Here is a 22,896-nt window from a genome sequence, read left to right on the forward strand (position 1 = left end):
CGAGGGAAGCATTGATGTGGGCTGAAGGGAAATGAGAGCACGCCCTTATCTGATCTATGACGTTTTCACCGACACGCCGCTCGCGGGCAATCCGCTGGCAATTGTTCTTGACGGGGAGGGGCTGGACGCCGCGCAGATGCAGCGCATCGCCGGCGAGTTCAACCTGTCGGAAACGGTGTTTCTGACACCGGCGGAAAATCCCGTCCACACCAGGCGCGTCCGGATCTTCACCCCGCAGCATGAGCTGCCCTTTGCAGGTCATCCCACAGTCGGAACGGCGATTGCGCTGGCGGAGCTCGCAAAGGCCGACGGCGAGCAGTCTCGCCCGGCGCTGATCCTGCTTGAAGAAACCATTGGTCCGGTACGTTGCGCGGTTTCCAGCGCTGCCAGGGGAAGCTTCTGCGAATTCGATCTGCCGCGTCTGCCGGAGCGAATCGACATCGAGGTTCTGCCGGAGCTGGCAGCCGCAGCGCTTGGTCTTTCGCCCCATGAGGTGGGTTTCGAGAATCACACGGTGGCGGTCTGGTCAGCTGGCGTGCCGTTCGTCTGCGTGCCGATCGCAAATCTGAGGGCCGCCGCGAAGGCCAGGCTCGATCCCCAGATGTGGCGCGAGCTTGTGCCGGATGTGAATGGCATCCAGCCAAACGCCTACATCTACTGTCGCGAATCGATTCTCCACGATAGCGCCTTCCATGTGCGCATGTTCGCGCAGGGTCTCGGCATTTCCGAAGATCCGGCAACCGGTTCGGCGGCCGCAGCCTTTGCAGGAGCCGTGGTCGAGAGTGACGAGCCGCTCGACGGCATCCATTGCTACTGGATCGAACAGGGAATGGAGATGGGACGTCCTTCACGAATCCGACTCGAAGTGGAGGTGGAAGGAGGCAGGATTCGGGGCGCACGGATCGGAGGAGGGGCTGTGAAGGTCGTCGAGGGGACGCTGTTTGTGTGATTTCCACCGGCCCGGACGGCTTAAGCGCCAAATAATCCGCGCAGAACGTGAGGTTTGATCGGATGCGCAAACTTTCTTTCGGAAGGGCACTTGCAATCTCAGAATCTACAGGCTAATTCAGCGCCACATCGACGGCGGCGGTGACCTACACCGCCGAATAACGATGCTCCGGGTGATTAGCTCAGTTGGTAGAGCAGCTGACTCTTAATCAGCGGGTCACAGGTTCGATCCCTGTATCACCCACCACTTTCTCCAAGAAATTCAAGTCCTGACGCTGATTTCCCATATCCGGGATGTCTGTTGCGGATAATATTTTCTCGCTTGTGATTAAGTTTTCACGGCCCTTGCAATCTTAAAATTTACAGGTTAAGTCAGCCCCACATCGACGGCGGCGGTGACCACACCACCGAGACACGATGCTCCGGGTGATTAGCTCAGTTGGTAGAGCAGCTGACTCTTAATCAGCGGGTCACAGGTTCGATCCCTGTATCACCCACCACTCATTCCCTGCCTTCATGCAACATTACCATCGGCGGCATCGCCACGTCTATCTCGCCAAAGCACCGGCTTCAGCGAAGACCAACTCCGCTTCTGTCGTGTGGCGCGACGCTTGCTGGCGGTCAACCGATAGAATTTGCTTGCCGCCGTTATTCAGCTGCAGAGTATTCACGCGTTAGAGGGCGGCAATCAGATCCGAGCGGAAGCTGTTCTTGAGCTGTTGAATGTGCGCCACGCGTTCTTTCCATTGCGCGGAGGCGCGCCCTGGGCGGTCCTTTATCGCCTCCAGCACATGCGCGTAAGGGGCTTCAGCGTTTCCTTCGATCTCGTAGTAATGATCATCAAGGGTTAGCATCTCGAACAACACCTTCTTCTTGAAGTCGCCAAGCGTGCCGGTCTGCGCCCCGGACGGTTCGCCCAGGCAGAAGACCGGCACACCGCTGTTCAGAGCGTTGATCGATAGATGGTAGATGTCCGTAAGGATGAACTGCGCGGAAGAGATCACGGCTTTCTGCCGCCAGAACACCGCATCCGCTGATTTGTACCTGAGGTTCAGCCAGTCGGCCAGCCTGATGCCGTTCAACCCCGTTGCCGCCTCAACCGAACGGACAAGCGCTTCGGTGTCGGGGAGCGCGGAACGGCCGAACTCGTAGCAGAAATATTTTCCCTCTTCCACAAACTGGTCGTGGTTCGAGAGCAGGAACGCGCAGTCGATACCTCCAGCAAGCTTGGTGCTGGGTGAGGCAAGTGGTGCAATGTTTTTCAGTGAATAGGGGTCACGGGGGAGAACGCAGTCGGCTTTGCTCAGAAACGTGCGTAGTGTCTCTGCTTCTGCCGCATCGAGCGGGTGTTGGAAGTTGCCGCCGACGGACATGACGCGGCCGGATGGTGCGCCATCGGTCAGTGCGAAAAGCCGGCCCCAGCGAAGCCAGGCTTCTTCCTCCGACTTTGCGAGTCCGCACGATACATCGCGTGGGGCAAAATCGGCCCGCCCGTAACGCGGATTGTTCAGGAAGTCGCCCCAATAGACTATATGGCTGAAGCTATTGAGTTCATCGATCGAGCGAAGCAGTGAATGCCGCAGCTGTCCAAATTGCAACCTGTAGGCTTGAAGGCCGGGCAGGATGCGGGAGATGTTCTTCTTCTTGGCCTGGGCTACGAAGATGGTGAAATCGACGCCGAGTTGCGAGAAGAATTCCTTTGCTGCCAGGTCAACGCTGTACATACCCGAATTTCTCGGGTTGGCTGCCGTTATCACTGCAATTTTCATGCGCTCTCGCATCCTGAGCCCCAAGGCCCTGAGACAATGCTCAGTGCCGACCGGTCACCAGAACGCGATTACTAACATAATGGTTCACGCGATAACAATAATTGGTGCTGCCTCCGGCCCGGTTTGCAGGCGCTGAGGCAGGCTGATGAACCGGCGATCATGAAAAGGCAGCGTGTACCGCAGGAGTGCTCTTTGCGGTCTCCCCCGGAGGTTGCGATGTTGGTTCTGAGCGGGAGACTTATTCGTCCGACAGAAGGCGTTTCTTGTAGGCGACCGGATCCATGTCGCGGACGTCGATGCTGATGCTCTCGATCTCAGGGAAGTGATCGGCCAGGCGGCTGCGCATGAGCGTGGAAAAATGTTCCTTCTGCTCGGGCGTGCGGCCGGTCAGGAGATAGGCCCCCAGATGGAGGAAGGATGTCAGCCCGCCCCCGAGCCGGTAGTGATCATAGGCAAGGGCGCGAACCTTGATGTCTTCGGCCTTCATGATACCGGAGCTGACACCGGCTTCGAAGACGACGTCCATGATCACTTTCACGTCATATGTATTTTCGACGGAACGGCTGTATTCAACGACAAGATGCGGCATAAACGGATACGGCCAGGCCGCTCCCCCTGAGAGACGATGACTTTGGCGAGTTTGCCGCTAACCGCCAACAAATCAATCCCCAAGCGCCAACTTTAGCAGCTATGCAACGCGCTGCAGTTGCAAAGGCCGAGCGAGCAGTGCTAGAGCCACGTCGGGCACAGAAAGCTAACTTTTTGCCGCTAGAACATTGGCTGGTCATACGGATCAGGGGCGCTCGGTAGCCTGATGGAGCATTTCTGGCGTTCGGGCGTCGTGACTCTGGTCAATGGGGCGGGAAAATATGACGGATGAAGCAAGCCAGGGTGCGGATGCCGGGGGGGTGCGCATGCTGCGAATGTTGCTGGGGGGATCCGACCGCAGCGTGAAGCTCGCGGCAGGTTCGGCCTTCTCTATTCGCATTACCAACGCTGCCATCACCTATATTACCCATATCATCATGGCCCGCTGGATGGGCGCCTACGAGTTCGGCATATTCGTTTATGTCTGGACCTGGGTACTGATCGTGGGTGTAGTGTCTGATCTGGGTTTCGCGATAACGGCACAGCGCGTCATTCCCGCCTATCTGCAGCGCAAGCAGCACGACCTGGTTCGCGGCTTCATCCAATCGAGCCGGTGGATGCCGGGCATCTGCATCAGCGCGCTTTCCCTTGCCGCAGCGCTGGTAATCTGGCTGGTGGGCGACTGGCTGGACGCGTATCTGGTGGCGCCGCTGCTGCTTGCCTGCATGGTGCTGCCGCCTTACGGCATTACCTATGCACAGGATGGCGCCTCGCGCGCGTTCGGGTGGATCAACCTGGCTCTGGTGCCGGGCTACATCATCCGTCCGCTGCTTCTCCTTGCGATCCTTATTCTCTTCGTCGCCCTGGGCTTCGAGATCGACGCAACCTACGCCATGTGGGCGGGTGTTCTTTCCACCTGGCTGACGGCCGTAGGCCAGATTGCCGTCTTCGAGACGCGCGTCCGCAAGCGGATCGAACCCGGTCCCTCGAGCTACGAGCGCCGCGATTGGGTCGTGTCCTCGTTCCCGATCCTGCTCGCAAGCCTGTTTCAGTTCATGCTGAGCTACGTGGGTGTGTTGCTGCTGCAGGTTTACAGCACGCCGGAAGACATCGCTGTCTTCTACACGGCGACGAAGCTCACCGCGATCATCTCCATGGTCTATTTCTCCGTTGCGGCTTCCGTCGCCTACCGTTTTGCCGCTCTGAACGCGGCTGGCGACCGGCAGGGGCTTCGGGCTTTCTATCGCAACTCCATCAAGTGGACCTTTTGGCCCACCCTGCTGGTGAGCGGAGTCATCATCGTCCTTGGCCGACCGCTCCTCTGGCTGTTCGGCGAGGAATTCATGTCCGGCTACAGCCTCGTCCTGGTGATTACCGCTGGCCTTGTACTGCGCGCGGCCATCGGCCCGGGCGAGCAGGTTCTGAACATGATGGGCCGTCAGCGGGTATGCGCCGCGATCTATTGCGTGGCGCTCGTCGTCAACCTGCTGCTCTGCATGACCTTCATCACCGATTTTGGCGCCATGGGCGCCGCAGCAGCAACCACTGCTTCCATCGCGCTGGAAACGCTTCTGCTGCACTTCGCGGTGGGCAGGCTGATCGCGTGACGATCAGGATCAGCGGTTTACTCAGGAGGGGCAATGAGTGAACAGTATACGATAGAAGTCGATACCATCCCAAATGACGCGTGGGATGACATCTGCTGCGACTTTCTGGATCTGAGCGGCGAGCAGGTCGCAGCCTTTTCCAGCGGCCACTGGAAGGGCAGGGACAGTCATATTCTCCTGCGGCGCGATGGTGAGCCGGTAGCTGGTGCTCGTGTCGCGATCTTCAAGCTGCCACTCGTTGGTCGGGGAACGGCTTACCTGCGCTTTGGTCCCTTCTGGCGCAGGAAGGGCCAGCCGGTCGATCCGGCTATCTACCGCCGGATGATCGCGGCCCTGCACGAGGAATACTGCGTCAAGCGCGGGCATTGCCTGACGATCCTGCCCCGGCCGCATCCCGACTATCATGCGCAGGAATGTGCGTGGCTACGCGAGCTTGGCTTCGAGAACCGCCGTCCTTATCACGATGCGGACCGCTTCGTGGTCAACACCAGCCTGGATGCAGAGGCGCAGTTGAAGAGCCTTGCGCAGAAGTGGCGCTATAACCTGAGGCAGGCACAGAAGAACGAGCTGGACGTACGTCTCAGTGAAGACCGCGCAGACGTCGAGGCGTTCAAGGCCCTTCACGCGTCCATGACCGAGCGGAAGAAGTTTGTCGAGGCAGGACCGATCCATCTGGCGACCGAGCTGATGACGAACCTGCCGCCTGACCTGAAGCCAAAGCTCTTCATCGCCACTCACGAAGGCAAGCTCGTCGCTGGTGCCCTCTTGGGGATTTTCGGAGACGCTGCCTACTACCTGTTTGGAGCCACATCATCCGAGGCCCTGCCGCTCCGCGCGGGCTACGCTCTCCAATGGGAGGTTGTCCGGTGGCTGCACGAAAACGGCTATCCCTGGTATGACCTCGGCGGAATAGCGGACGAACCGGGCCTGCGCCAGTTCAAGGCTGGTTTGGTGGGCAAGGCGGGGAGAATAGTCACCATGGAAGGCGAGCTTGACCGTTGGGAAAGCGGGGTTAGCCGCCTCTCGGCCGATGTCATCTTCAAGGTGAGAGATATGAGGCAGAGGTTCCGCCAGGCTAAACCGACCGCGACCAAGGATCAGGCCGCCTGAGTTATGGACCTTTCTGCCCGGTCGTTGGTTGACTGTGATGATCTGGATGTCCATATCTGTTTGAAGTTCTTTTGGAGGTCTTCTTGAAACGTTCTGTTGCTGTTTCGCTGGTCATCATGGGTGCAGCCTCGCTTGCGGCTTGCCAGGACGAAGCCGTGGATTCCGCGGTTTATTCATCCGTGGATGAATGTATCGCCGGCAAGATCTACACGGCCGAGAAGTGCGAGACCGACTTCAGGACTGCGGTCACCATGCACGAAAAGGTAGCGCCTGCATTCCAGTCGAAGGAAGACTGTGAAGCAGAGTTCGGCGCTAACCAGTGCACCCAGCCGACAGAGCAGCACGCTTCCGGCGGCTTCCCGTTCCTGCCGATCCTGGCAGGATACATGATCGGCAGGACGCTTGGCGGTCCAGCCGCAGCCGTCCCCGCGCAGCCCGTTTATCGTCAGGCTGGCACCGGCGCCTACGTCAACGCTGGCGGCAACACGGTGGCTCGCACGACCGGGCCAGTGAAGGTTTCGACCAGTTCGCCCGTAGCAAAGACACCTGCAGCAACGACGCGCACGATGGCCCGCGGCGGCTTTGGCAGCCGGTCCATGGGCGTATCAGCTTAACCTGCCTGCACAAGGAACGCTGCATTGGAGCGCATAGCTTTTGACGAACGTCCCGACTGGCGGGACGATGCGGAGCGTTGCGGCTTCGCCTTTCACACGATTGATGGCGAAGCCTATTGGGACGAGACGCACGCCTATCGTTTCTCCCTCGCAGAGATCGAGACGGAGCTCGAGGACCCGACGCAGGAGCTTCTTTCGCTTTGCTATCAGGCGGTGGACCGCATCCTCGGTGACGACGCCTTGATGGAGCGCATGGCGATCCCAGAGGAGTTCCACCAGCCCGCCCGCGATTCCTGGACGCGCAAGGATTTTGACCTCTACGGCCGGTTCGACTTCGCCTATGACGGCCAGTCGCCTGCCAAGCTTCTCGAATTCAACGCCGACACTCCCACGAGCCTTTTCGAAACCGCCGTCTTCCAGTGGCGCTGGTTGGAGCAGTTGAAGGAGGAGGGCCTGCTTCCGCCCGATGCCGACCAGTTCAACAGCATCCACGAGCGGCTGGTGGAGTCTCTGCCTTTCATTGCTGGTCCGAGCCGGCGCATGCACTTTGCCGCTGTTCTGCAGAGCGACGAGGATAGGGGAACCGTCGAATACCTTGCCGATTGCGCGGTTCAGGCGGGTATCGAGACGTCACTGATCGACATAAGCGAGATCGGCGTCGATGCCGAAGGCTGGTTTACCGATACCAACGACTATCGGATCGACACTCTGTTCAAGCTCTATCCGCTCGAGGACATGGTCCGCGAGGAGTTTGGCCAATACCTGATCGGAACGCCGACGCGGGTCGTGGAGCCGCTCTGGAAGCTCGTCCTCTCCAACAAGGGTCTGTTACCCGTTCTCTGGGAGATGTTCCCGGGCCACCCGAACCTTCTGCCCGCCTATTTCGAAGGAAGCCCGGCCGCTGACTCCCTCGGCAACAGCTATGTGCGCAAGCCCTTGCTGTCGCGCGAGGGAGCGAACGTCGCGATCATCGATCCGAGCCTGCCCGAAGGTCGCTTCAGCGTCGGCGGCGCCTATGGTGCGGAAGGGTTCATTCGCCAGCAGCTTCACATGCTGCCGCAGTTCGGCGACGACTGGGCAGTCATCGGCTCCTGGATCATCGCTGGACGGGCGTGCGGGATTGGTATCCGTGAGGACAAGGGGCCGATTACGCGCAACACCTCGCGTTTCCTGCCGCACTTCATCGCCGACTGACATCACCACCAATACAAAGAAGCCCGACGGCTCAACGCTATCGGGCTTTTCTTGTCTTCGAATGTCTGCGGAAGCTACTCGTGGCTGTGGAGCTTGCCCTGTTCGGCCTTGTAGAAATACTGGCTCGCCACGAGCCACCCCTTCAATGGTCGTAGCGTTGGCACGCACGTCAACAACATGAAGGGTAGGGTGAGGAGGAGGTGCACCCAGATCGGTGCGGAATACTGCACTTCCAGCCAGACGGCGAGTGCTGCACTCGGGATCACCGCGAAGATCATGACGAAGAAGGCGGGACCATCAGCCGGGTCGGCAAAGGAGTAGTCGAGACCGCAGACATCGCAACGGTCGGCAAGCGTCAGGAAACCCTTGAACAGCCTTCCTTCACCACAGCGCGGACAACGCCCGCGAAGACCGACCTGCATTGGCGAAAGCTTCGGCCATTCCTGCTGTTCGGACATCGGTACTTCCTTCCTTACGCTTGCTGCCGGATATCTCCGATCGATGTCCCATGTAGGTAATAAGCGTGCTAAGGGTCAATCGGGTGTGACGATTTGCCGGTCCCACCCATAACTGATTGGCTCAGGCGAATTCGCCGAGCACCTTCGCCAGATGATCGTGCGCGTGGGTGAGATCATCGAGGACCAGCGAGCAGAGTGCGACGATCTCAGGCGGAGGCTTCTGCATGTCGGGCACGAGTATGGTCCGCATGCCGGCAGACGTCGCGGCAAGCACGCCAGTCGGCGTGTCTTCGATGACGATGCAGCGCGAGGGATGAATATCGAGCCGCTTCGCAGCGGTGAGATATGGTTCGGGATGAGGCTTCGGGTTCGTGACATCGTCGCGCGTCACGACCGTGCGGAAGAATGGCAGCAGCCCCACCTTTGCAAGGTGGCCGTTCGCATGGACATGGCGTGAGCTGGTGGCAACAGCCATCGGAATGCCGGTGTTGTCCAGGAACTGGAGCAGGTCTTCCGCCCCGCGCTTGGCGCGCATGGGATTGCGTTCAAGCTCTGCCTGAATGTGCATCGTGCACGTGTCATAGAAGTGCGGGAAGGGAAACGCCTCGCCGAACGCGTCGAACAACACGCGCCGCGTGTTTTCCGCCGTACCGCCGATGATGCTGGTGTGGATGTCCGCAGTCATCTCGAAGCCGAGATCCGCACAGGCGTTGAACAGCGCGGTCCGGAACACGGATTCCGAATCGATCAGCGTGCCGTCCATGTCGAAGAGAACGGCTTCAATTGGTTCCGCCAGCAAGTGGCCAGGTCCAGACATATTCAAGAAACGTGTTCCAGTGAGTACCAGAAGGGCGGAGCAGGGGTGGCATCCGCAAACAAGTTATAGTGCCGATGTAATGGCCTGAAGCAAATTGATCAAGGTCAGAGCGGCGGTGGGCTCGCGTCGCGCTCACATAAACGTGCACGGAATTCTCTTTGCCGGCGCGTCAATGAGTGGACGGGCGCTTTCGGATGCCGCAGTCTGGTCATAGACACCCATTGATCTGGAGGTAAATGGATGAGGCTCACCCGAAGAACCACAGTGAAACTCGGCCTTGGCGCAGCAGCGCTCCTGGGCATGAACGGAGTGATGCGATCAGCCTTTGCGCAGGAGCGCACTGGCGACCGCTATGAGACCGACAATGGCGAAATCACCGTCTATCCGGTAGGGCATGCGTCAGTGGTGCTGGCCGTTCCCGGTCTGGTGATCTACGCGGATCCGACCGGCGGAGCGGATGCCTACAATGGCCTGCCGCCGGCAGACCTGATCCTCATCACGCATGAGCATGGCGATCATTTCCATCCCGAGACGCTGAGTGCGGTGATGGGCGAGCAGACAAAGCTTATCACCAACCCGGCCGTCCTCGAAAAGCTGCCGGAAGATCTGAAGGCCAAGGCGTCTGCTCTCGCCAACGGCGAGGCGACGGATATCGGCGATCTGAAGATCGAGGCCATCCCCGCCTACAACACGACGGAGGATCGCAAGAAGTACCATCCGCAGGGCAGGGACAACGGCTATGTGCTGACCGTCGACGGCCGCCGCGTCTACATCGCTGGCGACACGGAAGACATTCCGGAGATGCGCGCATTGAAGGATATCGACATTGCCTTCCTGCCGATGAACGTGCCTTACACGATGGACATCGATCAGGCGAGTTCGGCTGTGGCTGAGTTCAAGCCGGCCAATGTCTACCCGTACCACTATCAGGGCAGCGACGTTGAGGCCTTCGCCGCCAAGGTGAAGGAAGCCGCACCGGAGACGAACGTCATCCTCGGCAAGTGGTACGACTGACGAGAAATTACGGCTTCATCATCGATCGCTGAAAAAAATTGAAAAAAGTCCGGAACCTTTTTCCGCGTAGATGATTTCTCTCCCGACGGTACGCACTTCCCCGCCCCCCAACCCCACAATTGCGTACCGTTTGCCGGCTCAGCCGGCATTTTTTTTGCCTGGGTTTCCGTGAGTTGCGTCAAACAAAAATGCCGCCGCCAGAGCATGGCGACGGCATTTTGAGGTTTCTGCACTGAGGGCTGAGGAGCCTCAATAATCCTTTTCGTAGAAGATACCGCCGCCGGTGTCGCCATCGGTACCAGCCGAACCCTTCAAACGCAGGTGCTCCGTCAGATCCAGGTTGATCGTGGCCTTGGCATTGCCGCTCGCACCCGTTTCGACGCCGAGATAGATATTCTCCTGGATGTAGCGGCCGGCCCGCACGCCGAGATTACCTTCCTTGTCGGTTACCACGTCGAGCTCATCCAGCCCGGTTGCGTTGCGCAGCGATCCAAGGAGCGACGTGTTGCTTCCCCCAGCAAGTTCCGATGCGGCAACGGCAAGCTGCGCCAGCTGCAGCGGCGACAGTTCGTCGATGCTGCGGTTGAAGATCAGCTGCGAAAGCACTTCGTCCTCGGGCAGCGTCGGGTCGGACGAGAAGCCAACCTTGGGATCTGAAACGCGGCCCCGGACGGTCAGAATGATGTTGATGTCGTTCGCTTCCGACGTGGCGGTGAAGTTGAGGTCAGGATCAAGGTCGCCCGTCAGCGTCACCGTACCTTCGCTCAGCACGATGCGCTGGCCAAGGATGGCAAGACGACCACGGATCAGGCGGAAACCACCGACAGGCTCCACCGACGTCACCGGACCCGTCAGGCGCACCGATCCGCCGACTTCGGCATCAAGGCCGCGGCCGCGGATGAAGATGCGGGCAGGGGCGTCGACGGTCAGGTCCAGCCGCATTACGCTCGGGCGACTGCCGGGAACGGGCGTGCCATCATTGGCGCGCGCCCGCTCCAGCGTCTGGATCACACTGGCAGGTGCATCGATGTGCCTGACGTCGATGCCTGCTGCGCCACCACCGAGGCTTTCCGGCACGACGATCTCAGCGCGCTCGATGCGCACGTTGCCCGAGAGCAGCGGGTCCCGCGTGAGAGCGCCGGAAATGTTCATGGCGCCCTCGACTGTAGCCGTTACGAGCTCGCCGTCGGTATAGCGCGCCTGGTTGAGGCGGATCGAAAGATCGGCCGGGAAGCCCGCAGCCGCGTCCGTCGAAATGGAACCGTTGACGTTGATCCTGCCGCCGCGTGAGAAGGCAGCCGTTGCCGTCCGCAGCTCAACCCGATCGCCAGCCAGCGCTGCGTCAACACGCAGGTCGTTGAGGCGCAGGTTGGTAAGCGGATCGACCACGGACGCGCCGCTGGTGGAAATTGTGCCGTTTACCACCGGATTGCTGATGCTGCCCGATGCCTGGATGTCGGCTGTGGCCGTGCCGGAAAGCTGCGTTCCACGATCGATCAGCAGGCGATTTCCAAGCGCAAGCGGTATCGAGCCGCGCGCGGTCACAGCAAGGCCAGCACCTTCGATCGGAATGCTGCCATTGGCCGTCAGCGTCAGCCCGGAAGGTCCGTTAGCCGTCAGGGATGAAAGCTGGACCGTATTCTTGGCGAAGGAGCCTGCAACATCGAGCGACAGCGGCGAGGCGCCAAATTCGTTGAGCTGCAGCGCGGTGAGGCCGCTGCCCTGGATGTTGAACTGAACGTTCGGATCTTCCAGCCTGCCTGCAACCTTCGCCGTGCCAGTCAGCGTTCCGCCGAGGTTCTGGTTCGGCACCTGACGGTTGAGGAGTGCAAGCGGGAACGACTGCAGGTTAACATCCAGCCCGAGTTCGCCGCCATTGAGCGGCACATTGCCGTTCACATTGGCGCGCAGGCCGTCGGGACTTGATACTTCGGTGTTCACATTGAGGAGCGTCCCGTCGGTCGTGCCATCTGCTCTTACGGCTAGCGAGGAAATACCAGCATTGGCGAGGGCCGCCGCGCGGATGTCGCTGCCGCGCACGTTGAAGCCGATCTGCGGTGCAGCACGCGTACCGCCAACCGTGGCATTGCCGTCGAGAGTACCACCGAGCCCGAGATCAGGCTTGATCGAATTGGCGATCGAAAGCGGAACGCCTGCCATGGAAAGGGCGACGTTGAGCGTCTCTCCGGCAGAGCCTTCCGCCGTCAAGCGGCCACCCGCAATATCGAGCTCGAGCGGCGTGAAGGAGACATTCTCGTTCGCCATCGTCCCGGTGACCGGCCGCAGCAGTCGCGCCGCGATCTGGTTCTGGCGCAGAGACAGTTCATCGAGGCCGAGGCGGAAACCGTCCTGAACCGGCGCAAGGTTGCCCTTCGCGGCGACGTCGGTGCCGTTGGTGAGTGACGCGGTCGCGTTGAACGCCGTATCACTGCCGTTTGACGTTGCGTTGGCGGCAAGGCGCGCAACGTCGATACCGCCGGCGTTCAAACCTTCCGCGCTGAGCACTCCCTGGATCGCCGGAACGCCGAACAGGTCAGACGCCGTCGCTTCGATGTCGGCGCTCTTGAGCGAAACGGCTTCAAGCTCAAGGCCCCGAACGGTGCCGTTGATCGTTGCTTGCTGTTCGTTGTTGCGGGGCTCAAGGTCTATGTTGGCCTTGATCGAACCGCGCGCTTCCGTCAGGAAGAGGGCTGCAGCAGTAGAAATGTCAGCGGCGTCGACAGCCAGATTGCCGGTGAGCAAACCCGCAGCATCTTGGCGGACGCCGCCCGTCAGCCGCGCGCCGCCAGCCGAAAAATCGATTCCGTTCAGGCTCTTGGCGCCGTCAGCTAAAGCAACGTCTGCCTGCAAGCTGGTGCGCGTGCCGTCGAGGAACGCATCACCCGAGACGCGGCCGTTGAGGTTACCCTGTTGCATGCGACCGTCGAAGCCGAGACGCGCCTGCGTCAGGTTGCGGTCCAGCAGCTTGCCCTGCGGCGCTTCTGCCACAAAGTCGATCTTGAGATCGCTGGCGCTGCCTTTGGCCGTTCCGGTCGCCGTCAGACGACCGCTTGCACGCTCCGAGAGGAGGGCAAGATCGGAGACCGCTGCATCGAACTGGAAGTCGGCAGCTTCCGTGGAGAAGGTGCCGTTTGCATCGAGTTCGAGCTGTTCGTTAGCGATGCGGAAATTTTCCGCTTCGAAGCCTTGCGTTGTGCGTGCGACGCGACCGGTAAGCCGCGTCGTACCTTCAAGCAGGTTGTCGGCGGCAGGCTCACCGATGCGCAGTTCCGATCCAGTGCCATCCAGCACCAGGTTGAACGCACCGCTGATCGGGCGAAGCTCGCCATCCGCAGCAAGCGTCAGGCCACCGCTTACATCGCGGCCGGCAAGTTCGGAAAACGGAGCAATATCAGCTGCTTCAAGTGCAATCTTGCCGTTAAAGGCAAGGTCCTGAACATCGCCGGAAAGGCGGGCTACGAAGCTGTGAGCGGCAAGCTCCAGCTGGCCAAGCGACAGCGGCTGGCCCGATTTCCATCCGCCACGGCTGCTGAGATTGATGCTGTCGCCAAGCAATTCCTGGATTGCTTCGTCCTCGGCGGTAATGCCGGTAAGGCCGCCTGAAAGCGCATAGGTGATCTGCCGGTTGGCGGGGTCCTGAAGGTTCCGCGCCTGTCCGTTGATCTCGAGGCTTGTGTCACGCGCGGCAAAACTGCTCGTGCGCAGGTCGGCAACATCGAGATCGACGCGCCATGCCTCGCTGCCAGCCTCGCCATAGGTGGCGGTGAGCTTGGCCGATTGCAGTGTTGTGTCACCGCCCGCAACCGGCAGGAGGACCGCCTGGTTCGAGGGATCGGCAATGGTCGCATCAAGCGAGAGATTGGTGAGGAACCCGTCAGCAGCTGTCTCGGCTGCCGCTTCAAGCTGAAGGGCAGCACTCGAAAGCGTGAGCGATGACAGCAGCAGCCCGCCAGCGTCGCGCGAAACGCCCGCAGCCTGCAGGCGGGTATCGGCGCCAAAGAAGCCGCGATACTGCGCGGGAATAAGCGTGCTGATCGGGCCGCCGAGATTGACGTTGAAGCCAAGCCCTTCCGGCTGGCCCCGCAGCTGTGCAGAGCCTGCCAGCGTGCGCTGACCGTCGGCGTCCAGCGCCAGTTGCACGTCGAGGTTCTGAAGTGGACCTTCGCCCTGAACGGTGAGGGCGAGCGGCGGGCGTCCCTCGATATTGAGGGCGTTGGCGAGAATGCCGTCTGCCGGTTCGGAGAGGCTGAGGTTCAGCGCGAGTTCAGAGGTAGAATTCGCGTACTTCGCCGCAAGCGACAGCTCGCCGCCCGGGCCGTCGGTGCGCGTTACATCGAGTGCGGTGTCGAGTGCACCTTCCTCAAGCTGCAGGCGTCCGGTGAGCGAGACCTGGGACGCCAGTCCGAAAACAGTCTCGCCGAAGGAAAGGCTCGGCACTTCAAGTGCACCGAGGTTCACTGCAATCGGCAATTCGGGAACCGAGAACGAAGTGGCTTCCGGCGAGGGCAGGGCGTTCTCGTCGGGCAAGGGCTTGCGGACCACCTCGATCGACTCGGCGGCAAGCCTGGAGACTTCCAGCCGCTGGCGCAGCAGCAGCGTGGTGCGGCTCCAGTCGATTGTGGCGTTGTTGATGCGCAGCCACACGCCCTGGCGATCCGCGATGGTGATCTGGCCAATGGTCGCTTCGGACGAGAGCACACCCTGAATGCCGCTGATCCGGATGATCCGGTTCGGCGTCGACAGTTGGTCCTCAAGCAGCGAGGTGAAGAACGAGCGTTCTTCTTCCGGCGTCTGGGTTGCAGTGTCCTGCGCCAGCGCGATTCCAGCGGTAATTCCGACAACAGAGATGAGTACGATCCGGATCAAAACGCCTGACCTATTCCCACGTAGATTGCGACAGATGGATCACCCGAACGGCGGTCCAGCGGTGTTGCCACGTCGAGCCGGATTGGCCCGAAACCTGTCAGGTAGCGCAGGCCGCCACCGACGCCAATACGAAGATCTTCCGAAAAGTCGGGGATCGAATCCTCGCCGACATAGCCCGCATCGGCAAAGGCCACGACACCGATCGTCGGCGTGACGCGAACGCGCACTTCCGCCGAACCTTCGATCAGCGAGCGGCCACCGGCAACGCCTGCTGGCGTATCGACGCCGATGTTACGATAGGCATAACCGCGCACCGAACCGCCGCCACCGGCAAAGAACAGCTTGTCTGGCGGCGTCTCGGAAATCGGCGGATCGAAGATCGCCCCAATCTTCGCGCGTCCCGCGACGACAAAGCGGCTGTTGTCATCGACGCTGTAATAGCCTCGCACTTCGCCCACCACCTTGGCGGCAGCATTTCCGTAGTTGAACTCGTAATAGGGCTCGAGTGTTAGGTCGGCGTAGATGCCTTCGGTAGCATCTGTCTTGTTGTCGCGTGAATCATAGGTGAGACCTCCAAGGAAGCCTGCCGTGACGAAGTCGCGCGTGCCGAAGACGTCATCCTCGAACTTGTTATAAGTGCCGACTGCAAACAGCCGTCCCGAAAGCTGTTTGTCGAACTGGTGCGTGAATCCTGCCTGACCGGTGACGCCGGTGCGCGTATAGCGCTCCAGCACCTCGCGGTCGCCATAAAGCGAGGCAACGAAGTCTGTGTCCGGCGTATAGAGGCCGGGCATGGTGAAGGTTGCACCTGCGCGGTAGGTGAACTTCTTCGGGTCGATCGTTTCACCGATACCCGCGACCTTGCCTTCGAAGCGGATGCTTTCGGCGCGGCCAAAGAGATTGCGGTGAAGCCATGAGGCTTCGAGACCGAGACCGTCCACGGTGGAGTAGGTTGCACCGACGCTGAACCGCCGCCGCGCGCGCTCCTGCACGAAGAGTGTCAGCGGCAGCATGCCGTCAGCGCCGACAGTCTCAGCTTCCTCGATGCGCGAGGCGCGGAAGACGCCAAGTCGTGCGAGACGGTCGCGCGCCGCCTGGATTTCGTCCGGATCATATTCCTGGCCGGGCTTGATCCCCGTCATCCACGCGACGAACTCCGGGTTCATGCGTTCAGTACCGGTTACGCTGACCGGCCCGAACACCGCGTAGGGGCCTGGATCGACCACCAACGCGGCATCGACCGTATCGGTGTCGTGAGCCGCAACGACGCGCTGTTCTGAGATGGTCGCCTTGGGATAGCCCTGTTGCCGCCATTCCTCGACGGCGGTACGGGCCGTGCCGAGGATGACACCACTGCGCGCCGGCTGCCCGGGAAGGAACTCCTTCTTGAATGCGTCCTCCACGCGGTCGCGGCGGTTGGTCGGCGTTGGAGCCCGGTTGACCACCTGCGCGTTGGAGAAGGCGAATTGCGGACCCGGATCAACCGTGATGACCACGCGGGCCATACCGCCGAACTCCTCGTCCGGCAGAAGTCCTGCAGCTTCCTTGCCGTTGATGGTGATGGATATCGAGGGTCCATAGCGGCCAAGCGCATAGCTCGTGTCGAGCAGACGGCGATAATCGCCACGCGCGCTGGCGATAAGCCCGGCGGCTCCGGAAGCCGGTTTCTCACGATTGTTCCAGAGGGACGATGCGGACCGGATACGATCCTCGACGTCCGAATCGCCGCCGCTGACGACGACCTCAACCTCATAAGGTTGCGGTGTACCGATGACATCTTCAGCAGCCTGATCCTGCTTTCCCTCGAAAAGCTTGAGGCCGAAGATCTGGAATGCCTCGGCGGGCGTGGCCATAGGCAGCAGGATCGCCGGCACAGAGGCGGCAACGAGATACTTGAACAATCCGGCTCTGAGAATTCCGTTAGGCAATGGCTGCACCCGTCAGGTCGATTCGCCTGTATTTCATCGTGTTGGAGGCCCAGGACGCACCTGGACGAGCTTTAAACCTGACCACAAACATTTGCCAATGCAATGCCAGGCAGAAATAAGCTGAAAGTTTGGCTAAAAAAGTATGCATTTGGGCAGGGCAGACGGGGATAGCTGGCGTGGCACACATGTTCAATTTGCTTGTTACACAAATGGCCATCTTCGTGACGCAAACTTTTATTCCGATGCAATATAAGCGCGTGATTTACGCGACCATCGAATTCGCTGAGGCGCACAGAGAGCAATGACATCAATCGACCCACCATCCGGAACGTTGGTCCCGGAACGAACATCATTGACAATCGTTGCCTCTGAATCTTTTTGAGCCTCAATCTCCTTATGTTTCAATCGCTTCCATTCATCAACGGATCGGACGAAATGGCACAGGCACCCCATCCCACAATTCCCGCACGACGCCGGGTCAGTGCACGCAGAACCCCGATCTCCCGACCCGCGACCGCTGCAGGCCCAGGCATTCACCACCATCAGAAGTCTGGTACCCGAGTCTATGTCGTTGATGGCGCACGCACCCCGTTCCTGCGGGCCAAGGCAGCGCCCGGTCCCTTCACGCCTGTCGATCTTGCCGTCCAGTGCGGACGGCCGCTGCTGCAGCGCCAGCCGTTTTCGCCGGAATCGTTCGACTATGTCATTTTAGGCTGCGTGAACGTCATCGCTGATGAGATGAACCCCGCACGCGTAGCAGCCCTGCGCTTGGGCATGGGCGAGGCGATGCGCGCTTTCACGGTGCAGATCAATTGCGGCTCGGGCATGCAGTCGATCGATACGGCCTACCGGCTGATCGAAGGCGGACAGGCTGACTTAATTCTGGCGGGCGGCGCCGAGGCACTTTCACATTCGCCGCTCGTCCTATCGCAGAATGCCTCTGCCTGGTTCGGCAGGTTCGCGACGGCAAAGTCGCCATTCCAGCGGATCGCGGCGCTCGGCGGCTTCCGTCCGGGCATGGCGAAACCTGTGGTGGGTCTTGAGCGCGGTCTGACCGACCCGATCACCGATTTGAGCATGGGCCGCACGGCTGAAATCATCGGCCACGCCTTTGGCGTGACCCGTGAGCAGGCGGATGCCTATGCTCTTGAAAGCCATCAGCGCCTTGCGCGGGCGCAGGAAGATGGCACGTTCAAGGGCGAGGTGATCCCTGCCGTGTCTCGTAAAGGCGAGCTTTTCGAGAAGGACGATGGTGTGCGCCCGGATAGCAGCATGGAGCATCTGGCGAAATTGAAACCGGTCTTCGAGAAGCCCTATGGCCGCGTCACTGCCGGTAACTCGTCGCAGATCACCGATGGCGCGAGCTGGGTCATCCTCGCTTCGGAAGAAGCCGTGGAGGAATACGGCCTGACGCCGCTCGCCCGCATCGTCGACAGCGAATGGGCAGCACTCGATCCCTCCGTCATGGGACTGGGACCCACGATCTGCTCCACCGCGCTCACTGAGCGTCTGGGCCTTTCGCGTGAGGAGATCGATCTCTGGGAGATCAACGAGGCCTTTGCAGCGCAGGTTCTGGCTTGTCTTGCCGCCTGGCAGGACGAGGAATATTGCCGCGAGGTTCTTGGGCTCAATTCTCCGTTCGGGCAGGTTGCGCGTGACCGTCTCAATGTCGATGGCGGCGCCATCAGCCTTGGGCATCCGGTGGGGTCGAGCGGCAACCGCATCGTCCTCCATCTGGCCAATGCGTTGAAGGCACGAGGATTGAAGCGAGGTATCGCCACGGAATGCATCGGTGGCGGGCAGGGCGGCGCGATGCTGCTGGAGGTAGCGTAAGATGACGGTCTCAAGTCAGGTCTGGAAACTGCTGAAGGACCGCAACAAGGCGCTGGGGCCTGAAGGCGGCGCGTGGACTATGCTCACGCACTGGCGCTGGGCCAAGGACGAGGAAGGCATCGTCTGGCTGATCCTCGATCGTGCAGGCGAAAGCGCCAACACACTTTCTGCGGAAGTTCTGGCCGAACTCGACCGCATCATTGGCGAAGTCCATGCGAGCGGCGCGCGCGCGCTCGTGATCCGCTCCGCCAAGTCGAGCGGTTTCATCGCCGGCGCGGATATCCGCGAGTTCACCGGCATGCGCGAGACGGCCAAGGTCGAGGAAGTGCTCCGTCAGGGTCACGCCATCCTTGATCGTCTGGCGGGGCTGCCGATGCCGACAATCGCCGTCATCAACGGCTTCTGCCTGGGTGGCGGGCTTGAACTGGCGCTTGCCTGCAAGCATCGCATCGCTATCACCGGCGCAAGCTTCGGCTTCCCGGAAGTTCTGCTGGGGCTGCATCCGGGGCTCGGCGGTACTTTCCGACTGACCAAGCTGATCGATCCCGTCGAAGCCATGACGATGATGCTGACCGGCAAGACCGTTCACACGAAGAAGGCCAAGGCTCTCGGTCTTGTCGACGCGATCGTGGACGAACGTCACCTGCGCGAAGCCATCCGTGCGGCGATCCGCGGCGAGTTCAAGTCCGCGCGACGTGGCCTCAAGGCTGGCGTCTTCGGCTTCGAGCCCGCGAGAACCTTTGCCGCAAAGCGCATGCGTGCGGAGCTTGAGAAGCGCGCACCACGCAAGCACTATCCCGCGCCATGGCGGCTGGTCGATCTCTGGGAAGAGCATGGCAGCAATGCCCAGACGATGCAGAAGGCCGAAATCCATTCCTTCGCCGAACTCATCACCGGTGACACCGCGCAGAACCTGGTGCGCGTCTTCTTCCTGCGCGAAAAGCTGAAGGGTCTGGCCAAGGGCGAGAGCGGCATCCACCATGTGCATGTGATCGGCGCCGGCACCATGGGTGCGGACATCGCCGCTTGGTGCGCGGCGCGGGGGCTGCACGTCACGCTGTCCGATCTCAACCAGCAGGCGTTGGCAAAAGCCATTGGCCGCGCCAGCCGTTTCTTTGAGGAGCGCCTGTATTCCTCAATCGAGCGACGCGACGCGCTGGATCGTCTGACACCAGACTTTGAAGGCTACGGTATCGCCAGGGCGGATCTGGTGATCGAGGCGGTGGCCGAGCGTGAGGAGATCAAGCGCAAGGCCTTCGAGGATGTTGCTGCTCGTATGAAGCCTGACGCGATCCTTGCCACCAACACGTCGAGCATCCCGCTCGAAACGCTCCGTAGCGGCCTTGCTTCGCCGGAACGTTTCGCGGGCCTCCACTTCTTCAACCCGGTGACGAAGATGGAACTGGTGGAGGTGGTGTCGCACGACGGAGCAAGCCGCGAGACGCTCGATCGGCTGCAGGCCTTCTGCGGAAACATTTCGCGTCTGCCCGTACCGGTGAAGAGCGCGCCAGGCTTCCTCGTCAATCGTGCGCTGATGCCATACATGGGCGAAGCCTTCCTGATGTTTGATGAGGGCATCTCGAAGCAACTGATCGACAAGGCCGCGCGCGAGTTCGGCATGCCCATGGGGCCGCTGGAACTCGCCGATCAGGTTGGCCTCGACATCTGCCTTGAAGTCGCCCGAATGCTTTCCGAGCGACTGCCCGACAAGCAGCCTGCGATCCCCGAGTGGCTCACCCGCAAGGTGCAGGCGGGCGAGACCGGCCGCAAGGCGAACAAGGGCTTCTATGCCTATGACGAGAAGGGCAAGAAGAAGAAGGAAGACGCCAAGCTATCCGAGGATATTGACGTCCAGTATCGGGAAGAGGATCTGGCAGACCGGATGATCCTGCCGATGCTGAACACGCTCGTGCGCTGCCTTCGTGAGGGCATCATCGCCGACGCGGACACGGCTGATGGGGCCATGATCTTCGGCACCGGCTTCGCGCCATTCCGGGGTGGCCCGCTTCACTATGCGCGCAAGCGTGGCGTTGCCAATATCCGCGCGCGACTGCTCGAGCTTGAAGCTAAGCACGGCGCCCGCTTCGAGCCCGATCAAGGTTGGGAGCTGCTCTTCCCGCATCATGAAGTGGAAGTAGAGCCCGAAGACGTGGATGTGCAGGAGGTGAAGGTTCCCGAGACGGAGCCTGCAGTCATCGAGCCAACGCCTGTCGAGGCTGAACCCACAGAGACGGCAGCTGTGAAGACCGAGCCCTCAGTTTGAGGGCTCGGCCAGAGCTTCCTCGTATTCGGATGAGAGGAGAAGCCACTTCTCCTCGTTCTCGTCGATAAGGTCGACGATCGTCGCGCGTTCCTTGGCGAGCGCTGTCGCCTTGGCGGGATCCCGCGTGTAGAGGTCGGGGTCAGCCATGGCGCTGTCGATCAACTCGAGGCGCTTTCGTGCCTTCTCAAGACCGTTCTCGATCGTTTTGATTTGCTTGGCGAGCGGCTCAAGGGCTGCGCGCTTTTTGGCATTTTCCTTGCGGCGGTCAGCCTTCGAGACCTTGCTGTCACTGTCGTCCTTGCTCTGCGCACTATCTGACGTCCGCCCGATCGCAATCGACCGATATTCATCCATATCGCCGTCGAAGGGTTTTACGGTGCCCTTGTCGACCAGCCACAGGCGGTCGGCGCAGGCATCGATCAGGTAGCGGTCGTGGCTGATGAGAATGACCGCGCCATCGAAGCTGTTGAGCGCTTCGATCAACGCCTGACGGCTGTCGATGTCGAGGTGGTTGGTCGGCTCGTCGAGGATGAAGAGGTGGGGAGCGTCGAAGGCCGAAAGCCCCATCAGCAGACGCGCCTTCTCGCCACCGGACAGATCTCGGGCAGCGGTGTCCATCTTCTCACGCGCCAGACCGAATTGCGCAACGCGCGCACGCACCTTGGCTTCAGGGGCGTCCGGCATCAGGCGGCGCACATGCTCCACCGGCGTCTCGTTCGGGCGAAGGTCATCCAGCTGATGCTGTGCGAAGATCGAAACCTTGAGCCCCGGTGCAATCGTCAGCGTACCGGCCTCAAGGCCAAGGCGTCCCGCGATGAGCTTGGCGAAGGTGGACTTGCCGTTACCGTTCGATCCCAACAGCGCGATCCGGTCGTCCTGGTCGATGCGCAGCGACAGGTTCTTCAGGATCGGTTTGCCGGGCTCATAGCCAACCGAACCGCCATTGATGGCGATGATCGGTGAAGCGACCTGCTTCTCCGGATTGGGGAAGCGGAACGGAATGACGCTTTCGCTTTCCATGGCCGCGATGGGCGGCAACTTGGCAATCGCCTTCAGGCGGGATTGCGCCTGCCGTGCCTTGGAAGCCTTGTAGCGAAAGCGCTCGACGAAGGCTTCCATGTGCTTGCGCTGCGCCTCCACCTTGACGCGCGCCTTCTCCTGCAGCTCGGCCTTCTCGGCATATTGCCGCGCGAACTGGTCGTAGCCGCCGCGCCAGAGCGTGAGCTTGCGGTTTTCCAGATGCACGATGGAGTTGACCGCATTGTTCAGCAGGTCGCGGTCGTGGCTGATCAGCAGCACCGTGTGCGGATACTTCGACAGGTAGTTCTCAAGCCAGAGCGTGCCTTCGAGGTCGAGATAGTTGGTCGGCTCGTCGAGCAGCAGCAGGTCGGGCTCGGAGAACAGCACGGCCGCGAGCGCCACGCGCATGCGCCAGCCGCCCGAGAAGGACGAGGCCGGCCGCTTCTGGGCTTCTGCATCGAACCCGAGGCCGGAGAGGATCGCTGCCGCCCGCGCTTCCGCCGAATGCGCGCCGATATCGGCGAGCCGCGTCTGGATCTCAGCGATGCGATGCGGGTCAGTGGCGACCTCAGCCTCGGCGAGCAGCCGCTCGCGCTCCACGTCGGCGCGCAGCACGATGTCGATCAGCGGCTCTTCGGTGCCCGGGGCTTCCTGCGCGACCTGTCCGATGCGCAGGCCCTTGGGCAGGCTGATGGAGCCAGTCTCCGACGCAAGATCTCCCATGATGGCGCGGAACAGCGTGGTCTTGCCCGTGCCATTGCGGCCGACAAGACCCGCCTTCGTGCCCGAAGGAAGGGTGACAGAGGCGTGCTCGATCAGCAGACGGCCCGCAATGCGCAGTGAAAGATCATTGATAACTAGCATGAG

General features: G+C 61.0%; 15 protein-coding genes and 2 tRNA genes. 10 read left to right on the forward strand and 7 right to left on the reverse strand.

What is annotated here, in order from left to right; all coding sequences use genetic code 11:
• Positions 1-31: 31 nt before the first annotated feature.
• The 3 genes from IEX27_RS01025 (at position 32) to IEX27_RS01035 (ending at position 1,448) form a co-directional block, all read left to right on the forward strand.
• Positions 32-949 carry a PhzF family phenazine biosynthesis protein gene (locus IEX27_RS01025; protein WP_188719066.1) on the forward strand — a complete coding sequence of 306 codons (918 nt, stop codon included), beginning with the start codon at positions 32-34 and terminating at the stop codon, positions 947-949.
• A gap of 170 nt (positions 950-1,119) precedes the next feature.
• A tRNA-Lys gene (locus IEX27_RS01030) sits at positions 1,120-1,195 on the forward strand.
• 177 nt (positions 1,196-1,372) lie between these two features.
• Positions 1,373-1,448 (forward strand) — tRNA-Lys (locus IEX27_RS01035).
• Positions 1,449-1,622: 174 nt separating this feature from the next.
• On the opposite strand, the gene IEX27_RS01040 is transcribed toward IEX27_RS01035, so the two are convergent.
• Both IEX27_RS01040 and IEX27_RS01045 read right to left on the reverse strand, forming a co-directional pair.
• On the reverse strand, positions 1,623-2,672 hold the full coding sequence (locus tag IEX27_RS01040; protein ID WP_188719067.1) for a polysaccharide pyruvyl transferase family protein: 1,050 nt from the start codon (positions 2,670-2,672) through the stop codon (positions 1,623-1,625).
• A 283-nt stretch (positions 2,673-2,955) separates the two neighbouring features.
• The gene (locus IEX27_RS01045; protein WP_188719068.1) at positions 2,956-3,306 is read right to left on the reverse strand and encodes a 5-carboxymethyl-2-hydroxymuconate Delta-isomerase; all 351 of its coding nucleotides are present in this window, start codon (positions 3,304-3,306) and stop codon (positions 2,956-2,958) included.
• A gap of 280 nt (positions 3,307-3,586) precedes the next feature.
• Between IEX27_RS01045 and IEX27_RS01050 the strand changes: the two genes are divergently transcribed.
• The 4 genes from IEX27_RS01050 (at position 3,587) to IEX27_RS01065 (ending at position 7,830) form a co-directional block, all read left to right on the forward strand.
• Complete coding sequence (locus tag IEX27_RS01050) at positions 3,587-4,912, forward strand: lipopolysaccharide biosynthesis protein (RefSeq protein WP_188719069.1); 1,326 nt, start codon at positions 3,587-3,589, stop codon at positions 4,910-4,912.
• A gap of 33 nt (positions 4,913-4,945) precedes the next feature.
• On the forward strand, positions 4,946-6,022 hold the full coding sequence (locus IEX27_RS01055; protein ID WP_188719070.1) for a lipid II:glycine glycyltransferase FemX: 1,077 nt from the start codon (positions 4,946-4,948) through the stop codon (positions 6,020-6,022).
• Between the two features lie 83 nt (positions 6,023-6,105).
• Entirely contained in the window at positions 6,106-6,636 is a 531-nt protein-coding gene (locus IEX27_RS01060) for a DUF1190 domain-containing protein (RefSeq protein WP_188719071.1), read from the forward strand.
• Between the two features lie 24 nt (positions 6,637-6,660).
• Complete coding sequence (locus IEX27_RS01065; RefSeq protein WP_188719072.1) at positions 6,661-7,830, forward strand: glutathionylspermidine synthase family protein; 1,170 nt, start codon at positions 6,661-6,663, stop codon at positions 7,828-7,830.
• 74 nt (positions 7,831-7,904) lie between these two features.
• Here the strand turns inward: IEX27_RS01065 and IEX27_RS01070 are convergent, their stop codons facing one another.
• Together IEX27_RS01070 and IEX27_RS01075 are read right to left on the reverse strand one after the other, a co-directional pair.
• Positions 7,905-8,288 (reverse strand): DUF983 domain-containing protein, encoded by a 384-nt coding sequence (locus tag IEX27_RS01070; RefSeq protein WP_188719073.1) that lies wholly within the window; start codon positions 8,286-8,288, stop codon positions 7,905-7,907.
• A 121-nt stretch (positions 8,289-8,409) separates the two neighbouring features.
• Entirely contained in the window at positions 8,410-9,087 is a 678-nt protein-coding gene (locus IEX27_RS01075; protein WP_188719074.1) for an HAD family hydrolase, read from the reverse strand.
• Positions 9,088-9,345: 258 nt separating this feature from the next.
• Here IEX27_RS01075 and IEX27_RS01080 point away from each other — a divergent pair, with 258 nt between their 5' ends.
• Positions 9,346-10,119, forward strand: coding sequence for an MBL fold metallo-hydrolase (locus IEX27_RS01080; RefSeq protein ID WP_188719075.1), 774 nt, complete (start codon positions 9,346-9,348; stop codon positions 10,117-10,119).
• 249 nt (positions 10,120-10,368) lie between these two features.
• Here the strand turns inward: IEX27_RS01080 and IEX27_RS01085 are convergent, their stop codons facing one another.
• Positions 10,369-14,985 carry a translocation/assembly module TamB domain-containing protein gene (locus tag IEX27_RS01085; protein ID WP_188719076.1) on the reverse strand — a complete coding sequence of 1,539 codons (4,617 nt, stop codon included), beginning with the start codon at positions 14,983-14,985 and terminating at the stop codon, positions 10,369-10,371.
• Positions 14,982-16,838 carry an autotransporter assembly complex protein TamA gene (locus IEX27_RS01090; RefSeq protein WP_188719568.1) on the reverse strand — a complete coding sequence of 619 codons (1,857 nt, stop codon included), beginning with the start codon at positions 16,836-16,838 and terminating at the stop codon, positions 14,982-14,984. The genes IEX27_RS01085 and IEX27_RS01090 overlap by 4 nt, the downstream gene beginning before the upstream one ends.
• Before the next feature lie 510 nt (positions 16,839-17,348).
• On the opposite strand from IEX27_RS01090, the gene IEX27_RS01095 reads away from it, so the two are divergent.
• Together IEX27_RS01095 and IEX27_RS01100 are read left to right on the forward strand one after the other, a co-directional pair.
• Positions 17,349-18,746: an acetyl-CoA C-acetyltransferase gene (locus IEX27_RS01095; RefSeq protein ID WP_188719077.1), complete on the forward strand. Its 1,398-nt coding sequence runs from the start codon at positions 17,349-17,351 to the stop codon at positions 18,744-18,746.
• A 1-nt stretch (position 18,747) separates the two neighbouring features.
• Positions 18,748-21,009, forward strand: coding sequence for a 3-hydroxyacyl-CoA dehydrogenase NAD-binding domain-containing protein (locus tag IEX27_RS01100; protein ID WP_188719078.1), 2,262 nt, complete (start codon positions 18,748-18,750; stop codon positions 21,007-21,009).
• Here the strand turns inward: IEX27_RS01100 and IEX27_RS01105 are convergent.
• Complete coding sequence (locus IEX27_RS01105) at positions 21,001-22,893, reverse strand: ABC-F family ATP-binding cassette domain-containing protein (RefSeq protein ID WP_188719079.1); 1,893 nt, start codon at positions 22,891-22,893, stop codon at positions 21,001-21,003. The genes IEX27_RS01100 and IEX27_RS01105 overlap by 9 nt on opposite strands.
• Positions 22,894-22,896: the final 3 nt, after the last annotated feature.

The sequence above is a fragment of the Nitratireductor aestuarii genome, assembly GCF_014641695.1.
GTDB lineage: Bacteria > Pseudomonadota > Alphaproteobacteria > Rhizobiales > Rhizobiaceae > Chelativorans > Chelativorans aestuarii.